Here is a 17705-nt window from a genome sequence, read left to right on the forward strand (position 1 = left end):
CCAAGCGTGCGGTGGGTTGTGCCTGGATCAAGAGGCGTGCCCCAGGCCTGCACTGCCTGGGGCACGCCGCTGTTGGATCGTCGGTGCCGGATCCTCGACGAGGTCAGGAAACCGCGGGGACGACCTCGCGGATGGGCTGCTTCGGGGTACGGGCCGCGGCCGGCTTGGTACGGATCGCCAGCACCGTGCAGCCGGAGCCGCTGGACATGCGGTGCTCGGTGCCGGGGCCCTCCACGATCAGGTCCCCCTTGAAGTAGGACGTGCCGTCACTGTGGTCCAACCGGCCGTCCAGGACGAGCATCAGCTCGTAGCCCAGGTGCTCGTGGAAGTCTCCGTGCGCCGTGGGCGGGAAGCGCAGGAGCAGGCCCACGGAGACCTCGCCGGTCTCCGCGTCCGGCGCCCACAGCACGTGGTGCTCGACGCCCGCACGTCCCGGCTCGTCCCAGCTCGACCACTCGATGTCCTGCAGCTCGAACCCGCTGCGGAACACGTTCTTGATGTACTCGACTTCAGCCATGAGTTCGCTCCTCGGTGTGCGATGCCTTGTCGTGCGTCCCGCTGTCGTGCGCCCCGCTGTGCGTCCCGTTGTCCTGCGTCCCGTTGTCGTGCGTCCCGTTGAAGTACTGCTGCGCCTCACGCCACACGTCGCGGGCGAGCTTGCGCCCCTGCGCGTTGGCCTCGGTGTGGTCGAACTCCCAGTGCACGCCGCCCCAGAGCCGTGACTCGCCGACTTCCTGGGCGGCGTCGCTGAAGGTGTCCCACTTCAGGGCGATGTCCTGGGAGGGCATGCCGGTCTCGATCTTGGAGCTTCCGCTCCTGATCGTCCCCGACCCGCCGTAGGCGTCGGATCCGGTGAACTGCTTGAGGATCTCCGCGCCGGCCGCGGTGAACCCGGTGTGCCCGGACCCGTACGCCGCGAAGGCAGGGGTCTTGAGGTAGGGCCGCCACTGGGAGCCGTCGATGGTCCGGGTGCCCTGGTTCGGTCCCGCCCATCCCTGGATCTGCTGCCCGGCCATGGCGTAGCGGATCATGGTGATCGGACGGCCGTAGTCGTAGTCGACCTTGGTCTTCCAGTCCACGACCGCCTCGTCGCCCTCGGCAATGTTCAGGGCGAAGAACAGCTTCACGTCGTCGTCGAGCGTGTGATGGTCGCGCCTGGAGACGAACACGGCCCACTCCTGGGGAATCGAGGAGGAGGTCGAGTCCTTGTACTGCCAGTGCTCGGCGATGGCCTTCTGCCGCTCGGTCAGGTTGGCGTTGCGTTCCATCTGCGTCCCGATGGCAGCGACGGACTCCTCGCTGCCGTACTCCGGCGGCGGCGGGGGCAGGTACCTGCCCGGGTCGCCGATGAAGAACGGCTTGGCGTCGGCGAACTGCGGGGTGATGAACGGGTGGGTCTGGCCGTTCACCGTGAGGGGGACCCAGTGGTTCGGGTCGACGATCTTCTGCTTGTCGAAGTGGTCGACGTCCTGGGGCGGGTTGACCGGCTGGTAGTAGCCCTCGGGGGTCGCGTAGGACGGGGTGGCCTGCTGGTTGGAGCCGTCCTCGTGACGGACGTCCAGGATCGCGTCCGTCGCGCGCACCGCCACGTCGACCGGCGATCCGGCCCCAACGCTGTCCACTTCGGCGACGTCGTACCCCAGTTCCCGCAGCTTGGCGTCGAACGTCGCCTTCTGCTTCGGGAACAGGTCGGTGAGCGCCCGGTGCGCGGCGAAGCTGATCGCCTTGCGCTTGTTGTTCTCCGTACGGTCCGCCCTGGGGCGCCGGAGGTCCCCGCCGAGCTGGGTGCCCATGGCCTTCCTGTCGTACGGGGCCCACGCGTCGTAGATCGCCTCGTGGACGATCGCCAGCGTCCGGCCACCCACGGGCGGTGGCGTGGGGTGCTCGGACCCCTGGTTGTTGACCGCCAGCGCGTCGACGGTCTGCTGGTTCCACTGCAGCACCACGTTGTCACCCGTGACGGCCGCGCGCTGCCGCGCCTCGTCACCGGGATCGGCATTCGCCTGCAGCGTCAGGGTGGTGGAGGCCAGCGCGATCGCGACGACCGGGGAGAGCCCCCAGCGCAGTCGCCGGCGGGTGGTGGACCGGGGAAGCTGTGTCATCAGTGCGGTTCCTTCTGCTGGAACGGTCGCTGTGGAGGGAGTCACTCGGGCCAGGCGGAGTTCTCGATGACGTCGACGAAGTTCGGGCGCACATAACCGTCGGTGAAACGGTCGAGGACGTCTGCCTTGACGTTGCCGAAGGTGGTCGCCGGCCGCCGGGTGATGCCTTCGTTGAAGGCCCGCAGGATCTGCCGCTTGAAGCCGGGGCGGGGGTGCGCGGCAACCACGGCGGCACGGACCTCGTCGGACACGTCGGCATAGCCGATGCCCAGGACGTCGAGTTCGACGCCGGCCGTCACCAGAGCGATCTCCGGGGCCATGTAGGTGGGAATCTCCGGCGTGGTGTGCAGCGCGATGGCCTCCCACACCACGCGGGCATTGTCCTCGTCGACTCCGCGGGAGATCAGGAAGTTCCGGGCCTCTTCCGCCCCGTCGATCTCGAAGCGCCGGTTGTTGTCCCGGTAGGGCTCGGTGAGCCCCAGATCGTGGAACATGGCGCCGATGTAGAGGAGTTCTGCGTCGAAGGACAGGCCGCGATTCTTTCCCTGGAGCGCACCCCAGAGATAGACGCGCCGCGAGTGGTGGTAAATCAGGTCGTCGGTGGCATCCCGAATCAGCTCGGTGGCCTCCTGGGCCAGCTTGCTGTCCGGGATCTCGACGTCGGCGATAAGGGTGGACATGCGTTTCACCTCAGCTGTGAAGAAGGGGTCGACGGAGAATTACTCATGGTCGGCGGAGAACTACCACCAGTAGGCGGGATAGCGAGTGCCGGGACCTGTGCGTCCCACAGCAACGCCGACCAGGACGAGCAGGACCGTGGCCAGCCCAAGGAGCGGCAGGAAGACCAGGGGGTCGGGCTTGGTCGCGGCGACGATGACCGCAGTGGCGGCAGCCGGCGAGTGCGGAGTACGGGCGATCTGCATGGCACCCAACGCCAGACCACCGGCGATGGCGGCGGTCCACGTCGAACTTCCCGCCGACCACAGCACGAGGAATCCGACGACCGCCGAAAGCAACTGACCGCCGATCACACTGCGCGGCTGGGAGAGCGGGAGCGCCGGAGCTCCATAGACGAGAGCCGCACTGGCCGCCAGCGGCGGGATGAGCAGCACACGGTCCATGACGGAACCCACCGCCACCAGCAGAACCAGGCCGGCCACCCCGGCGGCCGTGGCGACGGCCACAACGGCCCAGGACGGCCGGGGAGGCGCCTTGCTCACGAGCAGGCTCTGCTTGGCCGCCGACCCCGCGATCCCGGACGCCCCTCCTCGGATTTCACTGGGAGCAACAGGATTGTTGGGCACGGTAATGACATTCTCCTTCCACTGGGAAGAGGGCATGCTGAAGAAGGATGAGAGTGCGAGAAAGGCGCTTCGGCCACCTGCCCACCACCCGCGAGACATGACTTGCTCAATGCTTATTTCGGGAAGTTGATCTCGCTGATGCCATGAACCTAAGCGAACGAACGTCCGAGCTTCAAATAGAGCACGTCACAGGGCCCATAGGCATATTTACCCCAAGCAATCCCGATGACCCCCATAGGTTCTCGTATGGGCTGCGCTTTACGGCACTTGACCAGGCCGTATGCGACAGGCGGGGCGGGTCGGAGCAGCTGGAACGCACACTTCCCGTGCCCGGCCTTGTCCATATGTCGGATTACCTGGGGACGGCTGAAGCACAGCGCCGTACGGTTGAGAACAACTGTTCTCTGGCGAAGGGGGATCGCCGATGGACGCGGGTACGGCAGAGGCGCGGCTGCTCGACGCGGCCGGCGCACTGTTCAACGCGCGGGGCGTGCAGGCCGTCGGCATGGATGCCATCCGCACCGCCTCGGGCGTCTCGCTCAAGCGCCTGTACCAGCTCTTCCCGTCCAAGGACGACCTGGTCTCGGCCGTGCTGACCAGCCGCAGCCAGGCCGTGGCCGAGGGGATCGCCGCCCACGCGCGGCCGGATGCCACCCCGTCGGAGCGCATCCTGGACGTCTTCGACTACCTGGAGGAGTGGTTCACCACTCCGGACTTCCGCGGCTGCGCCCTCATCAACTCCTACGGCGAACTGGGCGGCGTGAGCCACGCGGTGGCCACCATCGTGCGCTCCCACACGCAGGCACTGACCGCCCACTTCGCCACGCTCGTCGCGGCCGCCGGCGGGCCGCCGCCCCTGGCCGACCAGCTCGCCCTCCTGGCCAACGGCGCGATGGCCACCGCAGGGATCCTCGGCACACCCGAACCCGCCCGCCAGGCCCGCACCGCCGCCGAGGCCCTGATGGCCGCCGCCCCCACTCAGGCCCCGCGCGCCGCCACCTGATGCGGCCCGTTCGAGTGACACCCGGGCGCTGCGCACTGACAGGCAGGAGCACTTCCGCTACGAACAACGGGAAAGCCGTCGCGTCGCCGGCCACGTCGGCCGCCGACCCCGCTACCGGAAGGCAGTCCCGCCGTGTCCGTACCCACCACGTTCGACCAGACCACCACCAGCTGCAGCCCCACCCATGCCTACTGGATGGCCAGAGCCTCCGACCTCGCCTACAAGAACGACACCGAGATCGACGAGCAGGCCCGCGCCTGGGGCTTCGACACCGTACGCCACCACGAGACGCGGTTCACCCCGCCCTTCCCGCTCCAGGACACCCAGGCCTACACCATGGCCGGCGACCGCATGATCGTCACCGCGTTCCGCGGCACGGAACCCGCGCAGATCCGCGACTGGCTCACCGACGCCACCACCCCGCCATGGCCCGGCCCCGCCCGAACCGGCTACGTCCACCACGGATTCGCCGAAGCACTCGACTCCGTCTTCCCCGGCGTGCAGAAGACGATCGCCGAGCTGCGCACGAACGGGCAGACCCTCTGGTTCACCGGCCACAGCCTCGGTGGTGCCCTGGCCATGCTGGCTGCCGCCCGCCTGTACCTGGAGGAACCGCGTCTTCTGGCCGACGGCGTCGTCACCTTCGGCCAACCCCGAACCTGCGACCGCGCCCTGGCCACCGCCTACAACAAGGGCTTCTCCAACCGCACCTACCGGTTCGTCAACAACAACGACATCGTGCCCCAGCTGCCGCCCGAGCCGGCCTTCACCCACGTGGACGCCCTGCGCCACATCGACTCCGCCGGAAGGATCCACCAGACCACCGGCCTGGTCCCGGACCTGGCCAACCGAGCCAAAGGCCTCACCGCCGCCGCATTCAGCCCGACCGGCGACGGGGTACGCGACCACTTCATGCGCAACTACCTCACCGCGCTGGAGAAGAACCTGGCCTGACCAAGTCCCGAAGCGCCCAGCACACGGGAATCGGCGGCCGACGCGGAGTCGGCCGCCGACCTCGATCTCGACCGCGACGATATCGCCGGCCTCGATCGGGGTCTCACCGACCATGATGTCCTCGACATCCGACACGCTCGCCGCATACCAGGATCTCTTCGTTGCCCTCGGCCTCGGCGGTTGAGCCAAGTGCCACGTCAGGTCCTGGAAGAAGTGCAGGCGCGGGGCCCGCTCACCGCTGGGCGCGGCGGAAGTCGCCCGGGGTGCGGCCGGTCTCGCGGGTGAAGAACTTGCCGAAGTTGGTGGCCTCGGTGAAGCCGAGCGTGCGGCCGATCGCGGCCACGGGCAGGTCGGTGTGGGCGAGCAGGCGCTGTGCTTGGAGGACGACGCGGGCGTCGGCGAGTTGCTTGGCGCTGCGGCCGGTGGCGGCCAGGCACGCGCGGGTCAGGGTTCGGGGGGAGTAACCGAGCCGGGCGGCGTAGTCCTCGACGGCGCGGGTGGTGGCGAAGGAGTGTTCCAGCTCGCGGCGGAAGGCGAGGTAGACCTCGGCGCCGGGCGTGGCGGGGACGGGGCGTCCGGCCGGGTCCGGGAGGCGGGCCATGCGGATCAGCAGCGCGCCGAGGAGCTGGCGCAGCAATGCTCCGGTCAGCTCAACGTCCGTGTCGGCGAGCGCTGTTGTGTCAGGGGTCTGCTCACCTCTCAGCGTCCGGTATTCCGCGTCCATCTCCGTCACCGCGCGATCGAAGGCGTCGAAGTCGTCGGGCGGCAGGCGCCGGGCGACCGGGCCGAAGCCGCCGAGCACCTCGCGCGTCGCGGGCAGCGGCGACGGGAAGTCGGCGGTGAACAGCAGCAGGACGGCGTCGAGGTCCGCGGGGCGGCCGTTCGCGGCGGAGGGCAGGCGTTGCACCTGGCCGGGCCGTAGGTGCAGCAGCGTGCCGTGGACGCACGGGTGGGTGACGAAATCGACCATCGCGGCACCCTCGCCGCCGCGCACGAGCATGATCTGGTGGAAGTCGAGGCGGCTCGGCCTGCGGGCGACCGAGCTCTTCAAGCGGCGCTTCAACGCGTCGAAAGTCAGCACCTCGACGCCGATGTGCAACCGGTCGGGATTGTCGTAGGCGATGTCGATGACATCGCGCTGTCCACTTTCGACCATGTCGAGTCCCGACTCTACCTCGTCCGGAGGACGGCCCCGAAGGCACTGTGGAGTCACGGCCGAAAAGCCGTCACCACCCCTTCGTGAAGTAAGGACCTTTCACCATGTCCCCTGTCATCACCGACCCCGCGAAGCTGCCGATCCTGTTCCAGGACGCCTTGAACGCCGGCGACGTCGACGGCGTGCTGGCTCTGTTCGCCCCGGGTGCGGGCATGCGCACGGTGGCCGGCGAGCACATCACCGGCGCCGAGGCGTTGCGTGCGGAGATCGGCGGGACCGTCGCCGCCCGCGGCCGGCTGACGAACGTCTCGCGGCACACCCTCGTCGGCGCGGAAACCGCCCTGCTGGTCACCGACTGGAACCTGGAGATCGACGGCCCCGGCGGCGAACGGATCGCCCCGACCGGCACCACCGCCAACATCGCCCGCCGGGACGCCGACGGCGACTGGCGCTTCACCCTCCTCAACCCGCTCGGCACCGTCTGAGCCCGCGGTCCCCCTTCAGCCGCGGCCCGCCCGAGGTGCCCTCGCCCGTCCGGCGTCGGCTCAGGGGGCCGGCCGGGGCTCCTCGGAGCGTGCGTCGAACGCGGCGCGGGCGGCCTGGATCCCGGCGGCGTGGTCGACGGCCCAGTCCGCGACGGCGGTGGTCAGCCGGCCGGCGGCGTGCCCGAGGTCGGTGAGGGAGTACTCGACGCGCGGGGGCACAGTGGGGTAGACGGTGCGGGTGACCAGGCCGTCGCGTTCCAGGGCGCGCAGGGTCTGGGTGAGCATCTTCTGCGTCACGCCGTCGAGCAGGCGGCGCAGCGGCTGCCCATGGAGATCCTCTGCGCCTGGCTGGGCCTGCCCGCACAGGACGCCGCCTTCCTGGCCCGCCTCACCCGCCGCTGGTCTGTCGCCCATGAACTCGGGCCCACCGCCGCACAGTTGGCCGACCCCGACCGCGCCCACGACGCGCTGCGCTCCACTCGGCTGAAAGCGGGTCAGGGCCGTGACACCTCGGCCGGGGTGAACCCGGCGAGGTGGGAGCAGAGCGCTTCGACCGTGGGGTGGCGCCTCAGGTCAGCTACCGGGATCGTCAGCCCGTACCGCTCCTCCAGCTCGGCGACGACCGTCACCTCCTCCATGCTCGTCACCCCGAGCCCGTCCAGCGGCACGGTGACGTCGATCTCCTCCGGCGCGAGCTCCAGCAGCTCGGCGAGGCGGCCTGTCAGCCAGGCAGCCATCTCTGCGGGGTCGGTGGAACGACTCATGCGCCCACCTCGCTGCGCTCGGCGGTCGCCTCGCGAGACGCGCACCTGTCGATGGTTCGCTCGCTCCGCTCGCTCACTTGCTCTCCTTGCTGTCGGTGCTGCCGTCCGGGCTTCGCCCGTCCGCGAGGTACCGGGCGCGGCAGTCGCCGCGCCGGAGCTTTCCGCTGGTGGTACGCGGCAGGCTGCCCCGCCGGACCGCGAGCACGTCGTACGGCCGCACTCCGTGGCGCTCGGCGACGGCCGCCCGCACCCTCCGCCGCAGCCCGATGTCCTCCGCGCTCTGCGGGCCGGCGACGAGTTCCACCACGACCACCAGCCGGTCGCCCTCGCCGTCGCCGCCCGGCACCGCGAAGGCGGCCACCGCCGTGGGTACGGCTTCGGGGACCGCCCGGCGGACGGTGTCCTCGATGTCGCTCGCCGCGTGGTTGGCGCCGTGGACGATGATGGCGTCCTTGATCCGGCCGAGGACGAACACCTCACCGTCGTGCAGGAAGCCCAGGTCGCCGGTGCGCAGCCAGCCGTGCTCGCCGCCGTCCGCCGTTGTGAGGACGCGGTCGAACAGCGCTGCGGTGGGGCCGGGTTGCTGCCAGTAGCCGGCTGCCACGTTGGGGCCGCGGACCCACAGTTCCCCGACCGAGCCGGGTGGCCGCTCGACCCCGGTTTCGGGGTCCGCCACGCGCACGTCCTGCCCGACCGGCCGGCCGCAGCCCGCCACCGTCGTCACCCGGGCCGCCCGGTCCCGGTCGGGCAGGATGCTGATCGCTCCGGCCGCCAGTGCGTCGCCGTCGAGGGCGAGTTCGGTCCAGCTCTGCCCGACCCGGTTGCAGGCCACCAGCACGGTGGCCTCCGCCAGCCCGTAGCTGGGCTTGACCGCGTCGGGGGCGAGGCCGGCCGCGGCAAAGGCTTCCGTGAAGCGGCGCAGGGTGTCGACGCGTACCGGCTCGGCGCCGTTGGTGAGCACGCGGACGCTGCTGAGGTCGAGCCCCGCGGCGTCGGGAATCCGCTGGACGCAGAGGTCGTAGGCGAAATTGGGGCCGCCGCTGAAGTGGGCGCGGTGCACGCCGAGGAGCCGCAGCCACCGCCGGGGCCGCTGGATGAACGCCAGCGGCGACATCAGGGCGACGTGCGCCCCGGCCAGCATCGGGGCGAGCACCCCGATGTTCAGGCCCATGTCGTGGAAGAGCGGCAGCCAGCTGGCGATGGGCGTGCCGTCGGACAGCCCGCAGCCGTCGACGACCTGCCGGGTGCTGGCCACCAGGTTTCCGTGGGTGATGACGGCGCCGTTGGGGCGCCCGGTGGAGCCCGAGGTGTACTGCAGGTAGGCGGGCTCGGCCGGGCCCGCCCGGTGGCCCGACCAGTCGCGGGCGAGGCGCGGCTCCGTCTCCTCCACCGCCCACACCGGTACCCGGCCGCCGCCCAGGCTCTGGCACAGCGCCTGCTGAGGTCCGACGCTCAGCAGGCAGACCGGGTCCGCGTCCGCGAGGACGGCCGCCAGGCGTTCTGTCCGCCGGGGGTCCTCCGGCGGGAACAGCGGCACGGCGATCATCCCGGCGTACAGGCAGGCCAGGACGGCGACGGCGTACTCCACGCTCTGGGGGCACAGCACGGCGACGCGCCCACCGCGAGGAAACCCGGCTTCGAGCGCGGCGGCCAGGGCTCGGGCCCGCAGGTCCACCTCCGCGAAGGTCAGCGTCTGCCAGGTGCCCTCCGGGTCCCGGCCGTGGTCGACGAAGCTGAGTGCTGGACGGGTGCCGTGGTGTGTGGCGTGTCCGTTCAGCACCGCCGGCAGCGGCCGCCAGCCGTCGGCCTCGGGCGACCGGTCCACGGCGGGCGGGTGTGACGCGGATCCGGGCGCGAAGTGGTCGGGCATGGCAGGGTCTCCTTCACCGGGGGGCGGCCGGGCCCGGTCGCGCGTGCAGCCGCCAGCTGACACCGGAACCGGTGTCCGCCACCAACGAGCCGGGGACCGGGTACGGCATCCGGGTGATTCCTTCCTCCGTACGGGTGGACCCGGAGTGCCGAGCCTCACCTGGCCGCGCGGGGTCTCGTACTTCTGTGCACCCGGACGGACCGTCATGGATGCAGTATCCGAACGGGGCTGGGATCGTTTCCCGGTTGCACGCACCTTCCTTCGCCTCACCGGCCGCGCCGACGGTGAGGCACCCCCGGTCCACGACAGCGGAGCAGCAATGACGACGCACAGCGGCCCGACCGGCGACGTAACCACCGTCGACGCTTCGGAACTCGGCTCGGTGCAGGACAGGGGAATGCTGGAGTGGTCCCGTCAGCGCCCCGACGACGGGTTCGTGATCGGCGTGGCGCTACGGCTGCGGGGCACCCGGCCCACGCCGGAGCGGCTCGCGGCGCTCGTCCAGGCACGCCTGCCCCGACTGCCGGTCCTCGCCGAGCAGTTGGACGGTCCGGTCCGCCAGGAGTGCTGGCGCGCGGCCGACGGCTTCGACGCGGCGCACCACGTGGAAGAGCATCTCGATGGCCCAGGCGGCGTCGAACCGGCCTTCCAGCGCGGCGCAGCAGACCTCGTCCGCAGCCCCTGGCTGGTGAGCACCTCCACCGACCGGGCCTGGCAGGACACCGACCTACCCCTGTCCAGCCGGATCGCCACCGGCTTCCTCGGCGCCGTCACCGCCCGACTCCCGCACCACCCGGGCCTGTACCTGCGCTTCGTCCGCACCATGCAGATGCTCGACCCGCCCGCCACCCTCGCCTCACCCCGCGCCCTCACCCAGCTCGCCTCCGTCCCGTCGGTGAAACGCCACCTCGCGAGCTGCACCTGCCCCGGAGCGGTCACCTGACGACGGTCCGGAGGCGCGGACAGGGCTCACGGGCTGGTCCAGCTTCCCGGGGACAGCTACCCGCCCGGGGCGATAGCGGCCCGCGTGCTCGATCGGCGCAGGTGGGCGTCGATCAGGGCGAAGGTGGCTTCCGGCTGTTCGATCTGCGGGAGATGGCCCGCCTCGGGGACGACCTCGAACCGGCCGTTGCCCAGGGCGTCGGCGTACGCCGTTCCGTAGGCGGGGGTGACGATGCGGTCGCTCTCTCCCCAGAGCAGGAGGCTGGGCACCGTGACGCGGCCGAGGCGGCGGAGCAGCTTGGGGTCGTGCATGTAGGGGTCGCCGGCGAGGGTGCGCATGGTGGCCATGTTGGCTTGCCGGACGGCGAGTTGGCCGGCCGGGAGGCGGGTGGGGTCGAGGTAGTGGCGGTCGGGGTCGTGCCAGGAGTGTTCCGCGAGGCCGCGGGCGTCGAGGGCGGAGACGTCGGTGATCGGTTCCGTTCCGACGTGCACGCCGACGGCGTCGATCAGGACGAGGCCCGTGATGATCCCGGCCGTGTCCCGGACGGCCATCTCGGCGGCGATCCAGCCGCCGAGCGAGGAGCCGACGACCAGGACGTCCTCCAGCCGGCGGTCGTGGAGGTGGTGCAGGTAGGCGAGGGCGAGGTCGTCGATGCCAGTGAGCCAGTCGGGGCGGTGGGTGCCGTCCCAGCCGGGGTGCACGGGCGTGATGGTGTGAGCGGTCCGGGCGAGGTGCTCGGCGAGGCCGGCGACGGTGGCCGGGCCCCCGCCGCCGTGCAGGATCAGGACCGGCCGGCCGGCGCCTGCCTCGGAGACGGTGAGGGAGAGGTCCTCGTACACGAGCGCTGTGCGGTCTGTAGGCATGCCGTCAGAGTAACTAAATATCTTTATATAAGCTAGCTTAGTCATGGGATAGGCTCGACGCATGCAAGGTGACCTGCAAGTCCTCGGCCGGGCGGTCAAGCAAGCCCAGTACCGGCAGCACCGGGCGCTCGACAGTGCCCTGGCCGCGGTCGGCACGACGCTGGCCCAGTGGGACGCCCTGCGCGCGATCGGCCGCTCACCCGGGGCATCGGCGCGCGAGCTGGCCGCGGCGACCTTCCAGAGCGAGCAGGCCTTCGGAACGCTCGTCGGCCGCCTGACGGCACAAGGCCTGGTCGAGCGCCGCCCAGGGCACGGCCGACGCATCGAGCACCACCTCACGCCGGCCGGCGAGCAGGTCCTCGCAGCCGGGCACGGGGTCGCCGACGAGGTGCTCGCCGACTGCTTCTCCACCTTGTCCGAGACGGAGCGGGCGGCCCTGCTCGATCTGCTCAAGCGCCTGACCGGAGAAGGCGGGTAGCGGAGGACACCGCGCACCGGCGTCCCTTTCCCTGATGGCGTGTTGGGCACTGGGTACGGGCCACGCGGAGCGAGGAGAGACGCCGGCGAACTCGCCATCGCCGCCGAGCTCGGCAGGGTGTCAGCAGCAGCCGGACGGGTCGTTGCTCTCCAGGAGCTTCTTGGTCAGGGGGCGGCCGATCTGGTGGGCGGCGGCGACGGGCAGGATCGTGGCGCCGGGGTGCTGGTGGAGCCAGGGTGTCCATGGGTCGGGTTCCTTGTCGGGTGGCGGGTCAGCCGGCGCAGCAGGAAAGCTTGGCGACGTCGCCGGTGTAGGTCTGGGCGGCGAGTTTGAGGGCTTCGGCCATGGTCAGGTAGGGGGCCCAGGTGTGGGCGAGCTGGTCCACGGTGAGACCGGCGCTGAGGGCGTAGGTGGCGGCGGTGATGACGTCGCCGGCGTTCTCCGCGATGACGTGCACGCCGAGAAGGCGCCGGGTTCCGGCCTCGGCAACGATCTTGACCAGGCCGCGGGTGTCGCGGTCGGCGAGCGCCCTCGGCACGTACTCCAGGGGCAGGATGCGGCAGTCGCAGGCGATGCCGGCCTCGGCCACCTGAGCTTCGGTCAGGCCGACGGCGGCGATGGCGGGGCTGGTGAAGGTGACCCGGGGCAGGGCGGTGTAGTCGAGCGTGCGCTCGGCGCCGGCCAGGGCGTTGTCGGCAACGAGGGTGCCGTGGGCGGCGGCAACGTAGACGAACTGGGGGTGGCCGGTGACATCGCCGGCGGCCCAGATGCGGGGGTTGGTGGTGCACAGGCAGTCGTCCACGGTGACCTCGCCGCGCCGGCCGGTCTTGACGCCGACCTGGTCCAGGTTCAGGCCGGTGGTGTGGGGGCGGCGGCCGGTGGCGATCAGGAGTTGCTCGGCGCGCAGCTCGGCCTCGCCGCCGTCCGGCGCGCGGAGGGTCGTGACGGTGCTGTCCGCGTCGCGGCGGACTGCTGTCAGGGTCGTCGCGGTGTGCACGGTGATGCCCTCGTCGGCGAAGGCCTGCTCGATCACGGCGGAGACCTCGGGCTCCTCGAAGGGCGCGAGGCGGTCCAGGGCCTCGACGACGGTGACCTCGGTGCCGAGGCGGGCGAAGATCTGGGCCTGTTCCAGACCGACCGCGTTGCCGCCGACCACGACCATGGACTCGGGCAGGCGGTCGAGTTCCATCGCGGTGGTGGAGGTCAGGTAGCCGGCCTCCTCCAGGCCTTCGACGGGCGGGGCCCAGGGGGCGGAGCCGGTCGCGACCAGGTAGTGGCCGGCCTCGATCCGCAGCGTGCCGCCCTCGTTCAGCGCGACGTCCAGGGCGGGGCCATCGCCGTTCCCGGTGAAGGACGCGCTGCCGTGCACCATCTCCCAGCCGTACTCGGCGGCCAGTTCGGTGTACTTCTCCTCGCGCAGCTGCTCGACCAGCGCGTCCTTGCCGCCGATCAGGGCCGGGAAGTCCACCGGTCCGGAGCCTGCGGTGATGCCGGGGAAGCGGGTGGCGGCCAGCGCGGTGTGCCGGGCTTCGGCTGCGGCCAGCAGTGCCTTGGAGGGCACGCAGCCCACGTTCACGCAGGTGCCGCCGATGGTGCCGCGCTCCACCATCACCACCCGCTTGCCCTGGCCGATGGCGGCGATGGCGGCGGCGAACGCCGCCGAGCCCGATCCGATGATTGCCAGGTCGTAGCTGTTCTTCGTCTCGGTCACGGCGCTGCCTCCTCTGTGCCGGCCCGGACCCGCACCAGCATCTATATGCCTTTCCGAATAGCTCAGCGCCAGCATACTATGCGGGTAGGCAAATAGCTCTAGTGCTGGGAGTCGCGCGCCATGACCTCGACCACCGCCCCGGCCGCGCCGGTGCCCGACGCGGCGGCGTGCACCCATACGGACACCGTGGCGAGGTTCTTCCGCGCGCTGTCCGACCCAACCCGGCTGCGGCTGCTGGAGTTCGTCCTCGCCGCCGAACGCACCTCGGCCGAGTGCGTCGAGCACGTCGGCATCTCCCAGCCCCGGGTGTCGGTCCACCTGACCTGTCTCGTCGACTGCGGCTACGTCACCGCCCGCCGGGACGGCCGCAAACTCGTCTACTCGGTCGGCGACCCCAGGGTGGCCGATCTGGTCGTCCTCGCCCGCGCACTGGCCGCCGACAACGCCTCCGCGCTCGACTGCTGCCCCCTAATCCCATCGGCCGACCGGCCCTGAACCCGGCAAGGAGCATCCCCGCGACGAGTGGCTGATGCCCGGTCCCGAAACCTCGTGCCACGAACTCACCCGACGGGCCTGCGGCGCGGCCGGGTTCGCCCCCCCGTCCCGTCGCGCCGGCCGGCAACTTCTCGCGAGCCGCCCACGGGAGAGTCCCTGATCGCCGAGGTCAAGCTCGCCGCCGTCGGCGCCGGTCGGGCCTTCGCCCTTGCACCCCCTGACTGGTCCCAACCGTTGCCGGAGACCGTCACGTGGTCGCCGCTGGTCGGCCACCCCCTCGTACGTCGCACCTGGGCGGTCCGGCCTGCCGGCTCGCACCGGCGCGACCTCGGCCACCTCGTCGCAGCCCTGGACCAGCCCCCGGCGGCCCGAGTCCCGCAGCGCAGAGCGATCCGGACGGAGCTGGTCCGGCACCGGACCCGCACCTTCGGCGGCGACGCCTGCTGTTCCCGAAGGGGCGGCGCGCCCGAGTGCGTTGCATCCATGCGCTGGGGCCCCGCGTAACACAGGATTCGTGAAGTGCCAGGTCAGAGGCGCCAAGGTGGTACTTATGAAGGCTATAGGCCCCTGGTATGCCCTCTCGGGAAGCGTGCGGAACGTCCGCGCCTTGCACCACCCGGATCGAGTCGCCGCCAGTACGGAGCGGCTGGGCCGACAGGCCTCTTGATGAGGCACCCGCATCTTCGAAAGCGAGTAGTGATGTCAGAACTGTCTGGCACTTCGGTGTTGGTCACCGGCGGAACCAGCGGTATCGGCCGGGCGGCCGCGCTGGCGCTCGCCGGGCTCGGGGCGAGGGTCGTGCTGTCGGGCCGCGACGCCGCGCGCGGCAAGAAGGTCGTCCAGGAGATCGAGGCGGCCGGCGGTGAGGGCCACTTCGTGGCTGCCGACCTGCGGGACGAGGCCTCGGCACGCTCGCTGGCCAGGCAGGCCAGTGCACTCGTCGGGCAGATCGACGTCCTGGTCAACAACGCCGGCGTCTTCCCGTTCGGCCCGACCGCAGAGGTCACCGAGGCCGGCTTCGACACGGTGTACGGGCTGAACGTGAAGACGCCGTACTTCCTGGTCGCCGAGCTTGCCCCTGCCATGGCCGAGCGTGGTCGTGGCGCGATCATCAACGTGACCACGATGGTCGCGGAGTACGGCGTGGACGGCATGAGCCTGTACGGGTCGAGCAAGGCCGCCCTGGTCCTGCTGACGAAGGCGTGGGCGGCGGAGTTCGGGCCGCGCGGGGTACGGGTGAACGCGGTCAGTCCGGGCCCGACGCTGACCGAGGGAACCTCGGGGATGGCCGAGGCCCTGGATGCCCTCGCCGCCCAGGCGCCGGCCCGGCGGCCGGGAACCGCGCAGGAGGTGGCCGACGCCATCGTGTTCCTGGCCACCGACCGGTCCAGCTTCGTTCACGGTGCCGTGCTGCCGGTCGACGGCGGACGCATCGCCGTCTGACGTCCCATCACTGTGGCCTGCGCGGGAGCGTACGAGCCACCGCGAACGGCCAGGTGACGTGCCGTCAGCGCCCGCTCCCCGGGCTCGGGCCGCCTGGGGAAGGCGCGGTACACCACGGGGTGGCGGCGTGCCGCAGGCCGCCACCCCGTGGGCGTCAGCAACACTGATGGCCGAAACAGACAAATCATGATCAAAAGGCCTTAACAGGTACTCGTCCTTTCTGTCCGATGCTCACTGTTTCTTCCCCGGCCACGACTGGAGCCATCAAGACATGAACGACACCATGAATGCCGATCTCCTCGTCATCGGCTTCGGCAAGGGCGGCAAGGTCACCGCCGGAGCGATGGGCCGGCGTGGCAAGCGCGTCGTCCTGGTCGAGCAGTCGGCGCACATGTACGGCGGCACCTGTCCCAACGTGGGCTGCGTGCCGACCAAGGCGCTCGTCCACCACTCCCGCAAGCGCCGTCCCGAAGACCCGGCGCAGGCGTGGTACAAGCAGTCCGTCGACAAGGTCCAGGCCGTCACGGCCCTGTTCCGCGCCGGCAACTACGACGGTCTGAACGGCATGGAAACCGTTACCGTCCTGACCGGCAAGGCCGTCTTCACCGACCCGCACACCGTCCGCGTCGACACCGCGGACGGGACCGTGACCGTCACCGGCGAGACCGTCCTGATCAACACCGGCTCCGAGCCGATCATCCCCGACATCCCGGGCCTGCGAATCAGCAAGCACCTGGTCACCAGTACCCAACTGATCGAAAGCACCGACCTCCCCCGGCGGCTCACCATCATCGGTGGCGGCTACCTCGGCATCGAGTTCGCCTCCATCTACCAGCAGTTCGGCTCCCAGGTCACTGTGCTGGAGGCCTTCCCGAAGCTCTTCCCCCGCGAGGACGACGACATCGCCGAAGCCGCCACCACCATCCTCATCGACGAGGGCATCAGCATTGTCACCGGTGTCACCGTGAAGGAGGTGCGTGACGGCGACGGCGAGGCCATCGTGGTCTACGAGCAGGACGGCCGCGAACACACGGTCGCCGCGGACGCCGTCCTGCCGGCCACCGGCCGGGCGCCGGCAACCGGCAGCCTCAACCTGGAAGCCGCGGGGGTGCGCACCACCTCGCGCGGCGCCGTCGAGGTCGACGAGTACCTGCGCACCAGTCAGCCGCACATCTTCGCGCTCGGTGACGTCAACGGCGGCCCCCAGTTCACCTATATCTCGCTCGACGACAGCCGGATCGTCCTCGACCAACTCGTCGGCGAGGGCCGCCGCTCCACGGCGGACCGCGTCGCCATCCCCTACACCGTGTTCATGACTCCGCCGCTCGCAGGCGTCGGCCTCACCGAGAAGCAGGCACGAGCGGCCGGCCACCGGGTGCGGATCGCCGGCCAGCCCGTCGCCGAAATCCTCGCCATGCCCCGCGCCTACGCCGTCGAGGAGACCCGCGGCGTCATGAAGTTCGTCATCGACGCCGACACCGACGAGATTCTCGGCGCCGCCCTGCTCAGCGTCGACGCCCAGGAACTGATCAACACCGTCGCGCTCGCCATGCGACACGGCATCAAGTCCGCCGAACTGCGCGACGCCGTCTACCAGCACCCCACCTCGACGGAGGCCTTCAACGACGTCCTCGCCACCATCGTGCGCGAGGACTGACCGGCACCCATGCGCCGACCCGGCGGGGTCGGCCGACAGCCGGACCGCCGGCAGCGGAAGGAATGCGGGTGCGCATGCGCGAGCTGCCGGAGAAGATCGAGGCCCGGCAAACCACGGCCCGTGACGAGGCCGACCGACTACGCGAACAGATCGCCCACTCAGTTCTCGTCGGGCTCGGGGTGGACGAAGGTGCGGACCAGCAGTTAGTTGGGCGTGCCCAGCGTCTCCCGCGAGCCGTGCTGGAGCGTGGCGCCCGGGACCGCAGCGCTCGAAGGCATCTCGGATCAGCCGGAAGGTGCCCGTGCGGGGCAGCAGACCGTCGTCGTCCAAGAGCACCGGGATGTCGGCACCGCCGAGTTCACGCAGTTGCTCGACGCCGGCGTTCCGGCCGCCGGGGATTCCCAGGTTCTCCGGCAGCTCCACGGCGTCCACCCGGTCCGGAAGCTCCGGGAGTTGCACGCCCTGCCCGAGAACCAC

The 17705-nt window shown here is 70.8% G+C and carries 18 protein-coding genes; 8 read left to right on the plus strand and 10 right to left on the minus strand.

What is annotated here, in order from left to right:
* Window positions 1-103: 103 nt before the first annotated feature.
* Genes KV557_RS22995 through KV557_RS23010 form a run of 4 tightly spaced genes read right to left on the minus strand, consistent with a single transcriptional unit; the run spans window position 104 to window position 3442 of the window.
* Entirely contained in the window at window positions 104-517 is a 414-nt protein-coding gene (locus KV557_RS22995) for a cupin domain-containing protein (RefSeq protein ID WP_218203209.1), read from the minus strand.
* A complete protein-coding gene (locus tag KV557_RS23000) occupies window positions 510-2102 on the minus strand; it encodes a vanadium-dependent haloperoxidase (RefSeq protein WP_218203210.1) in 1593 nt (530 codons plus the stop codon). Before KV557_RS23000 ends, KV557_RS22995 begins: the two co-directional genes overlap by 8 nt.
* A gap of 41 nt (window positions 2103-2143) precedes the next feature.
* A complete protein-coding gene (locus KV557_RS23005; protein WP_218203328.1) occupies window positions 2144-2782 on the minus strand; it encodes an HD domain-containing protein in 639 nt (212 codons plus the stop codon).
* A gap of 60 nt (window positions 2783-2842) precedes the next feature.
* Entirely contained in the window at window positions 2843-3442 is a 600-nt protein-coding gene (locus KV557_RS23010; RefSeq protein ID WP_218203213.1) for an HPP family protein, read from the minus strand.
* 388 nt (window positions 3443-3830) lie between these two features.
* Between KV557_RS23010 and KV557_RS23015 the strand changes: the two genes are divergently transcribed.
* Window positions 3831-4409 (plus strand): TetR/AcrR family transcriptional regulator, encoded by a 579-nt coding sequence (locus KV557_RS23015; RefSeq protein WP_218203215.1) that lies wholly within the window; start codon window positions 3831-3833, stop codon window positions 4407-4409.
* Window positions 4410-4541: 132 nt separating this feature from the next.
* Entirely contained in the window at window positions 4542-5363 is an 822-nt protein-coding gene (locus KV557_RS23020; RefSeq protein WP_374106662.1) for a lipase family protein, read from the plus strand.
* Window positions 5364-5595: 232 nt separating this feature from the next.
* Here the strand turns inward: KV557_RS23020 and KV557_RS23025 are convergent, their stop codons facing one another.
* A complete protein-coding gene (locus KV557_RS23025; RefSeq protein WP_218203217.1) occupies window positions 5596-6519 on the minus strand; it encodes a helix-turn-helix domain-containing protein in 924 nt (307 codons plus the stop codon).
* A 104-nt stretch (window positions 6520-6623) separates the two neighbouring features.
* On the opposite strand from KV557_RS23025, the gene KV557_RS23030 reads away from it, so the two are divergent.
* Window positions 6624-7004 (plus strand): YybH family protein, encoded by a 381-nt coding sequence (locus tag KV557_RS23030; protein WP_218203219.1) that lies wholly within the window; start codon window positions 6624-6626, stop codon window positions 7002-7004.
* A gap of 60 nt (window positions 7005-7064) precedes the next feature.
* Here the strand turns inward: KV557_RS23030 and KV557_RS23035 are convergent, their stop codons facing one another.
* The 3 genes from KV557_RS23035 to KV557_RS23045 all read right to left on the minus strand — a co-directional run bounded on the left by KV557_RS23035 (window position 7065) and on the right by KV557_RS23045 (window position 9638).
* The gene (locus tag KV557_RS23035; RefSeq protein ID WP_218203220.1) at window positions 7065-7418 is read right to left on the minus strand and encodes a winged helix-turn-helix transcriptional regulator; all 354 of its coding nucleotides are present in this window, start codon (window positions 7416-7418) and stop codon (window positions 7065-7067) included.
* Between the two features lie 80 nt (window positions 7419-7498).
* Complete coding sequence (locus KV557_RS23040; protein ID WP_218203223.1) at window positions 7499-7768, minus strand: acyl carrier protein; 270 nt, start codon at window positions 7766-7768, stop codon at window positions 7499-7501.
* 73 nt (window positions 7769-7841) lie between these two features.
* Window positions 7842-9638: a fatty acyl-AMP ligase gene (locus tag KV557_RS23045; RefSeq protein WP_218203225.1), complete on the minus strand. Its 1797-nt coding sequence runs from the start codon at window positions 9636-9638 to the stop codon at window positions 7842-7844.
* A gap of 319 nt (window positions 9639-9957) precedes the next feature.
* On the opposite strand from KV557_RS23045, the gene KV557_RS23050 reads away from it, so the two are divergent.
* Entirely contained in the window at window positions 9958-10581 is a 624-nt protein-coding gene (locus tag KV557_RS23050) for a hypothetical protein (RefSeq protein ID WP_218203227.1), read from the plus strand.
* Window positions 10582-10637: 56 nt separating this feature from the next.
* On the opposite strand, the gene KV557_RS23055 is transcribed toward KV557_RS23050, so the two are convergent.
* A complete protein-coding gene (locus tag KV557_RS23055; protein ID WP_218203228.1) occupies window positions 10638-11444 on the minus strand; it encodes an alpha/beta fold hydrolase in 807 nt (268 codons plus the stop codon).
* A gap of 61 nt (window positions 11445-11505) precedes the next feature.
* Between KV557_RS23055 and KV557_RS23060 the strand changes: the two genes are divergently transcribed.
* Complete coding sequence (locus KV557_RS23060; RefSeq protein WP_218203230.1) at window positions 11506-11922, plus strand: MarR family winged helix-turn-helix transcriptional regulator; 417 nt, start codon at window positions 11506-11508, stop codon at window positions 11920-11922.
* Between the two features lie 271 nt (window positions 11923-12193).
* Here KV557_RS23060 and merA read toward each other — a convergent pair whose 3' ends face one another.
* Complete coding sequence (gene merA, locus KV557_RS23065; RefSeq protein ID WP_308130025.1) at window positions 12194-13633, minus strand: mercury(II) reductase; 1440 nt, start codon at window positions 13631-13633, stop codon at window positions 12194-12196.
* Window positions 13634-13753: 120 nt separating this feature from the next.
* Between merA and KV557_RS23070 the strand changes: the two genes are divergently transcribed.
* The 3 genes from KV557_RS23070 (at window position 13754) to KV557_RS23080 (ending at window position 17228) form a co-directional block, all read left to right on the plus strand.
* Window positions 13754-14128, plus strand: a complete 375-nt coding sequence (locus KV557_RS23070; protein ID WP_218203234.1) for an ArsR/SmtB family transcription factor — start codon at window positions 13754-13756, stop codon at window positions 14126-14128.
* A 699-nt stretch (window positions 14129-14827) separates the two neighbouring features.
* Entirely contained in the window at window positions 14828-15571 is a 744-nt protein-coding gene (locus tag KV557_RS23075) for an SDR family NAD(P)-dependent oxidoreductase (protein WP_256177819.1), read from the plus strand.
* Window positions 15572-15842: 271 nt separating this feature from the next.
* Window positions 15843-17228 (plus strand): FAD-dependent oxidoreductase, encoded by a 1386-nt coding sequence (locus KV557_RS23080; RefSeq protein WP_218203237.1) that lies wholly within the window; start codon window positions 15843-15845, stop codon window positions 17226-17228.
* Window positions 17229-17705: the final 477 nt, after the last annotated feature.

It is taken from the genome of Kitasatospora aureofaciens (assembly GCF_019192735.1).
Classification (GTDB): domain Bacteria; phylum Actinomycetota; class Actinomycetes; order Streptomycetales; family Streptomycetaceae; genus Kitasatospora; species Kitasatospora aureofaciens_A.

What these genes read in the sequence shown, in the direction of transcription:
- KV557_RS23030 (WP_218203219.1), top strand. Translation starts at nt 6,624, where the DNA reads ATGTCCCCTGTCATCACCGACCCCGCGAAGCTGCCGATCCTGTTCCAG.
- KV557_RS23040 (WP_218203223.1), bottom strand. Translation starts at nt 7,768, where the DNA reads ATGAGTCGTTCCACCGACCCCGCAGAGATGGCTGCCTGGCTGACAGGC.
- KV557_RS23015 (WP_218203215.1), top strand. Translation starts at nt 3,831, where the DNA reads ATGGACGCGGGTACGGCAGAGGCGCGGCTGCTCGACGCGGCCGGCGCA.
- KV557_RS23000 (WP_218203210.1), bottom strand. Translation starts at nt 2,102, where the DNA reads ATGACACAGCTTCCCCGGTCCACCACCCGCCGGCGACTGCGCTGGGGG.
- KV557_RS23035 (WP_218203220.1), bottom strand. Translation starts at nt 7,418, where the DNA reads ATGGGCGACAGACCAGCGGCGGGTGAGGCGGGCCAGGAAGGCGGCGTC.
- KV557_RS22995 (WP_218203209.1), bottom strand. Translation starts at nt 517, where the DNA reads ATGGCTGAAGTCGAGTACATCAAGAACGTGTTCCGCAGCGGGTTCGAG.
- KV557_RS23045 (WP_218203225.1), bottom strand. Translation starts at nt 9,638, where the DNA reads ATGCCCGACCACTTCGCGCCCGGATCCGCGTCACACCCGCCCGCCGTG.
- KV557_RS23010 (WP_218203213.1), bottom strand. Translation starts at nt 3,442, where the DNA reads ATGCCCTCTTCCCAGTGGAAGGAGAATGTCATTACCGTGCCCAACAAT.
- KV557_RS23080 (WP_218203237.1), top strand. Translation starts at nt 15,843, where the DNA reads ATGAACGACACCATGAATGCCGATCTCCTCGTCATCGGCTTCGGCAAG.
- KV557_RS23055 (WP_218203228.1), bottom strand. Translation starts at nt 11,444, where the DNA reads ATGCCTACAGACCGCACAGCGCTCGTGTACGAGGACCTCTCCCTCACC.
- KV557_RS23050 (WP_218203227.1), top strand. Translation starts at nt 9,958, where the DNA reads ATGACGACGCACAGCGGCCCGACCGGCGACGTAACCACCGTCGACGCT.
- KV557_RS23005 (WP_218203328.1), bottom strand. Translation starts at nt 2,782, where the DNA reads ATGTCCACCCTTATCGCCGACGTCGAGATCCCGGACAGCAAGCTGGCC.
- KV557_RS23070 (WP_218203234.1), top strand. Translation starts at nt 13,754, where the DNA reads ATGACCTCGACCACCGCCCCGGCCGCGCCGGTGCCCGACGCGGCGGCG.
- KV557_RS23060 (WP_218203230.1), top strand. Translation starts at nt 11,506, where the DNA reads ATGCAAGGTGACCTGCAAGTCCTCGGCCGGGCGGTCAAGCAAGCCCAG.
- KV557_RS23025 (WP_218203217.1), bottom strand. Translation starts at nt 6,519, where the DNA reads ATGGTCGAAAGTGGACAGCGCGATGTCATCGACATCGCCTACGACAAT.
- KV557_RS23075 (WP_256177819.1), top strand. Translation starts at nt 14,828, where the DNA reads ATGTCAGAACTGTCTGGCACTTCGGTGTTGGTCACCGGCGGAACCAGC.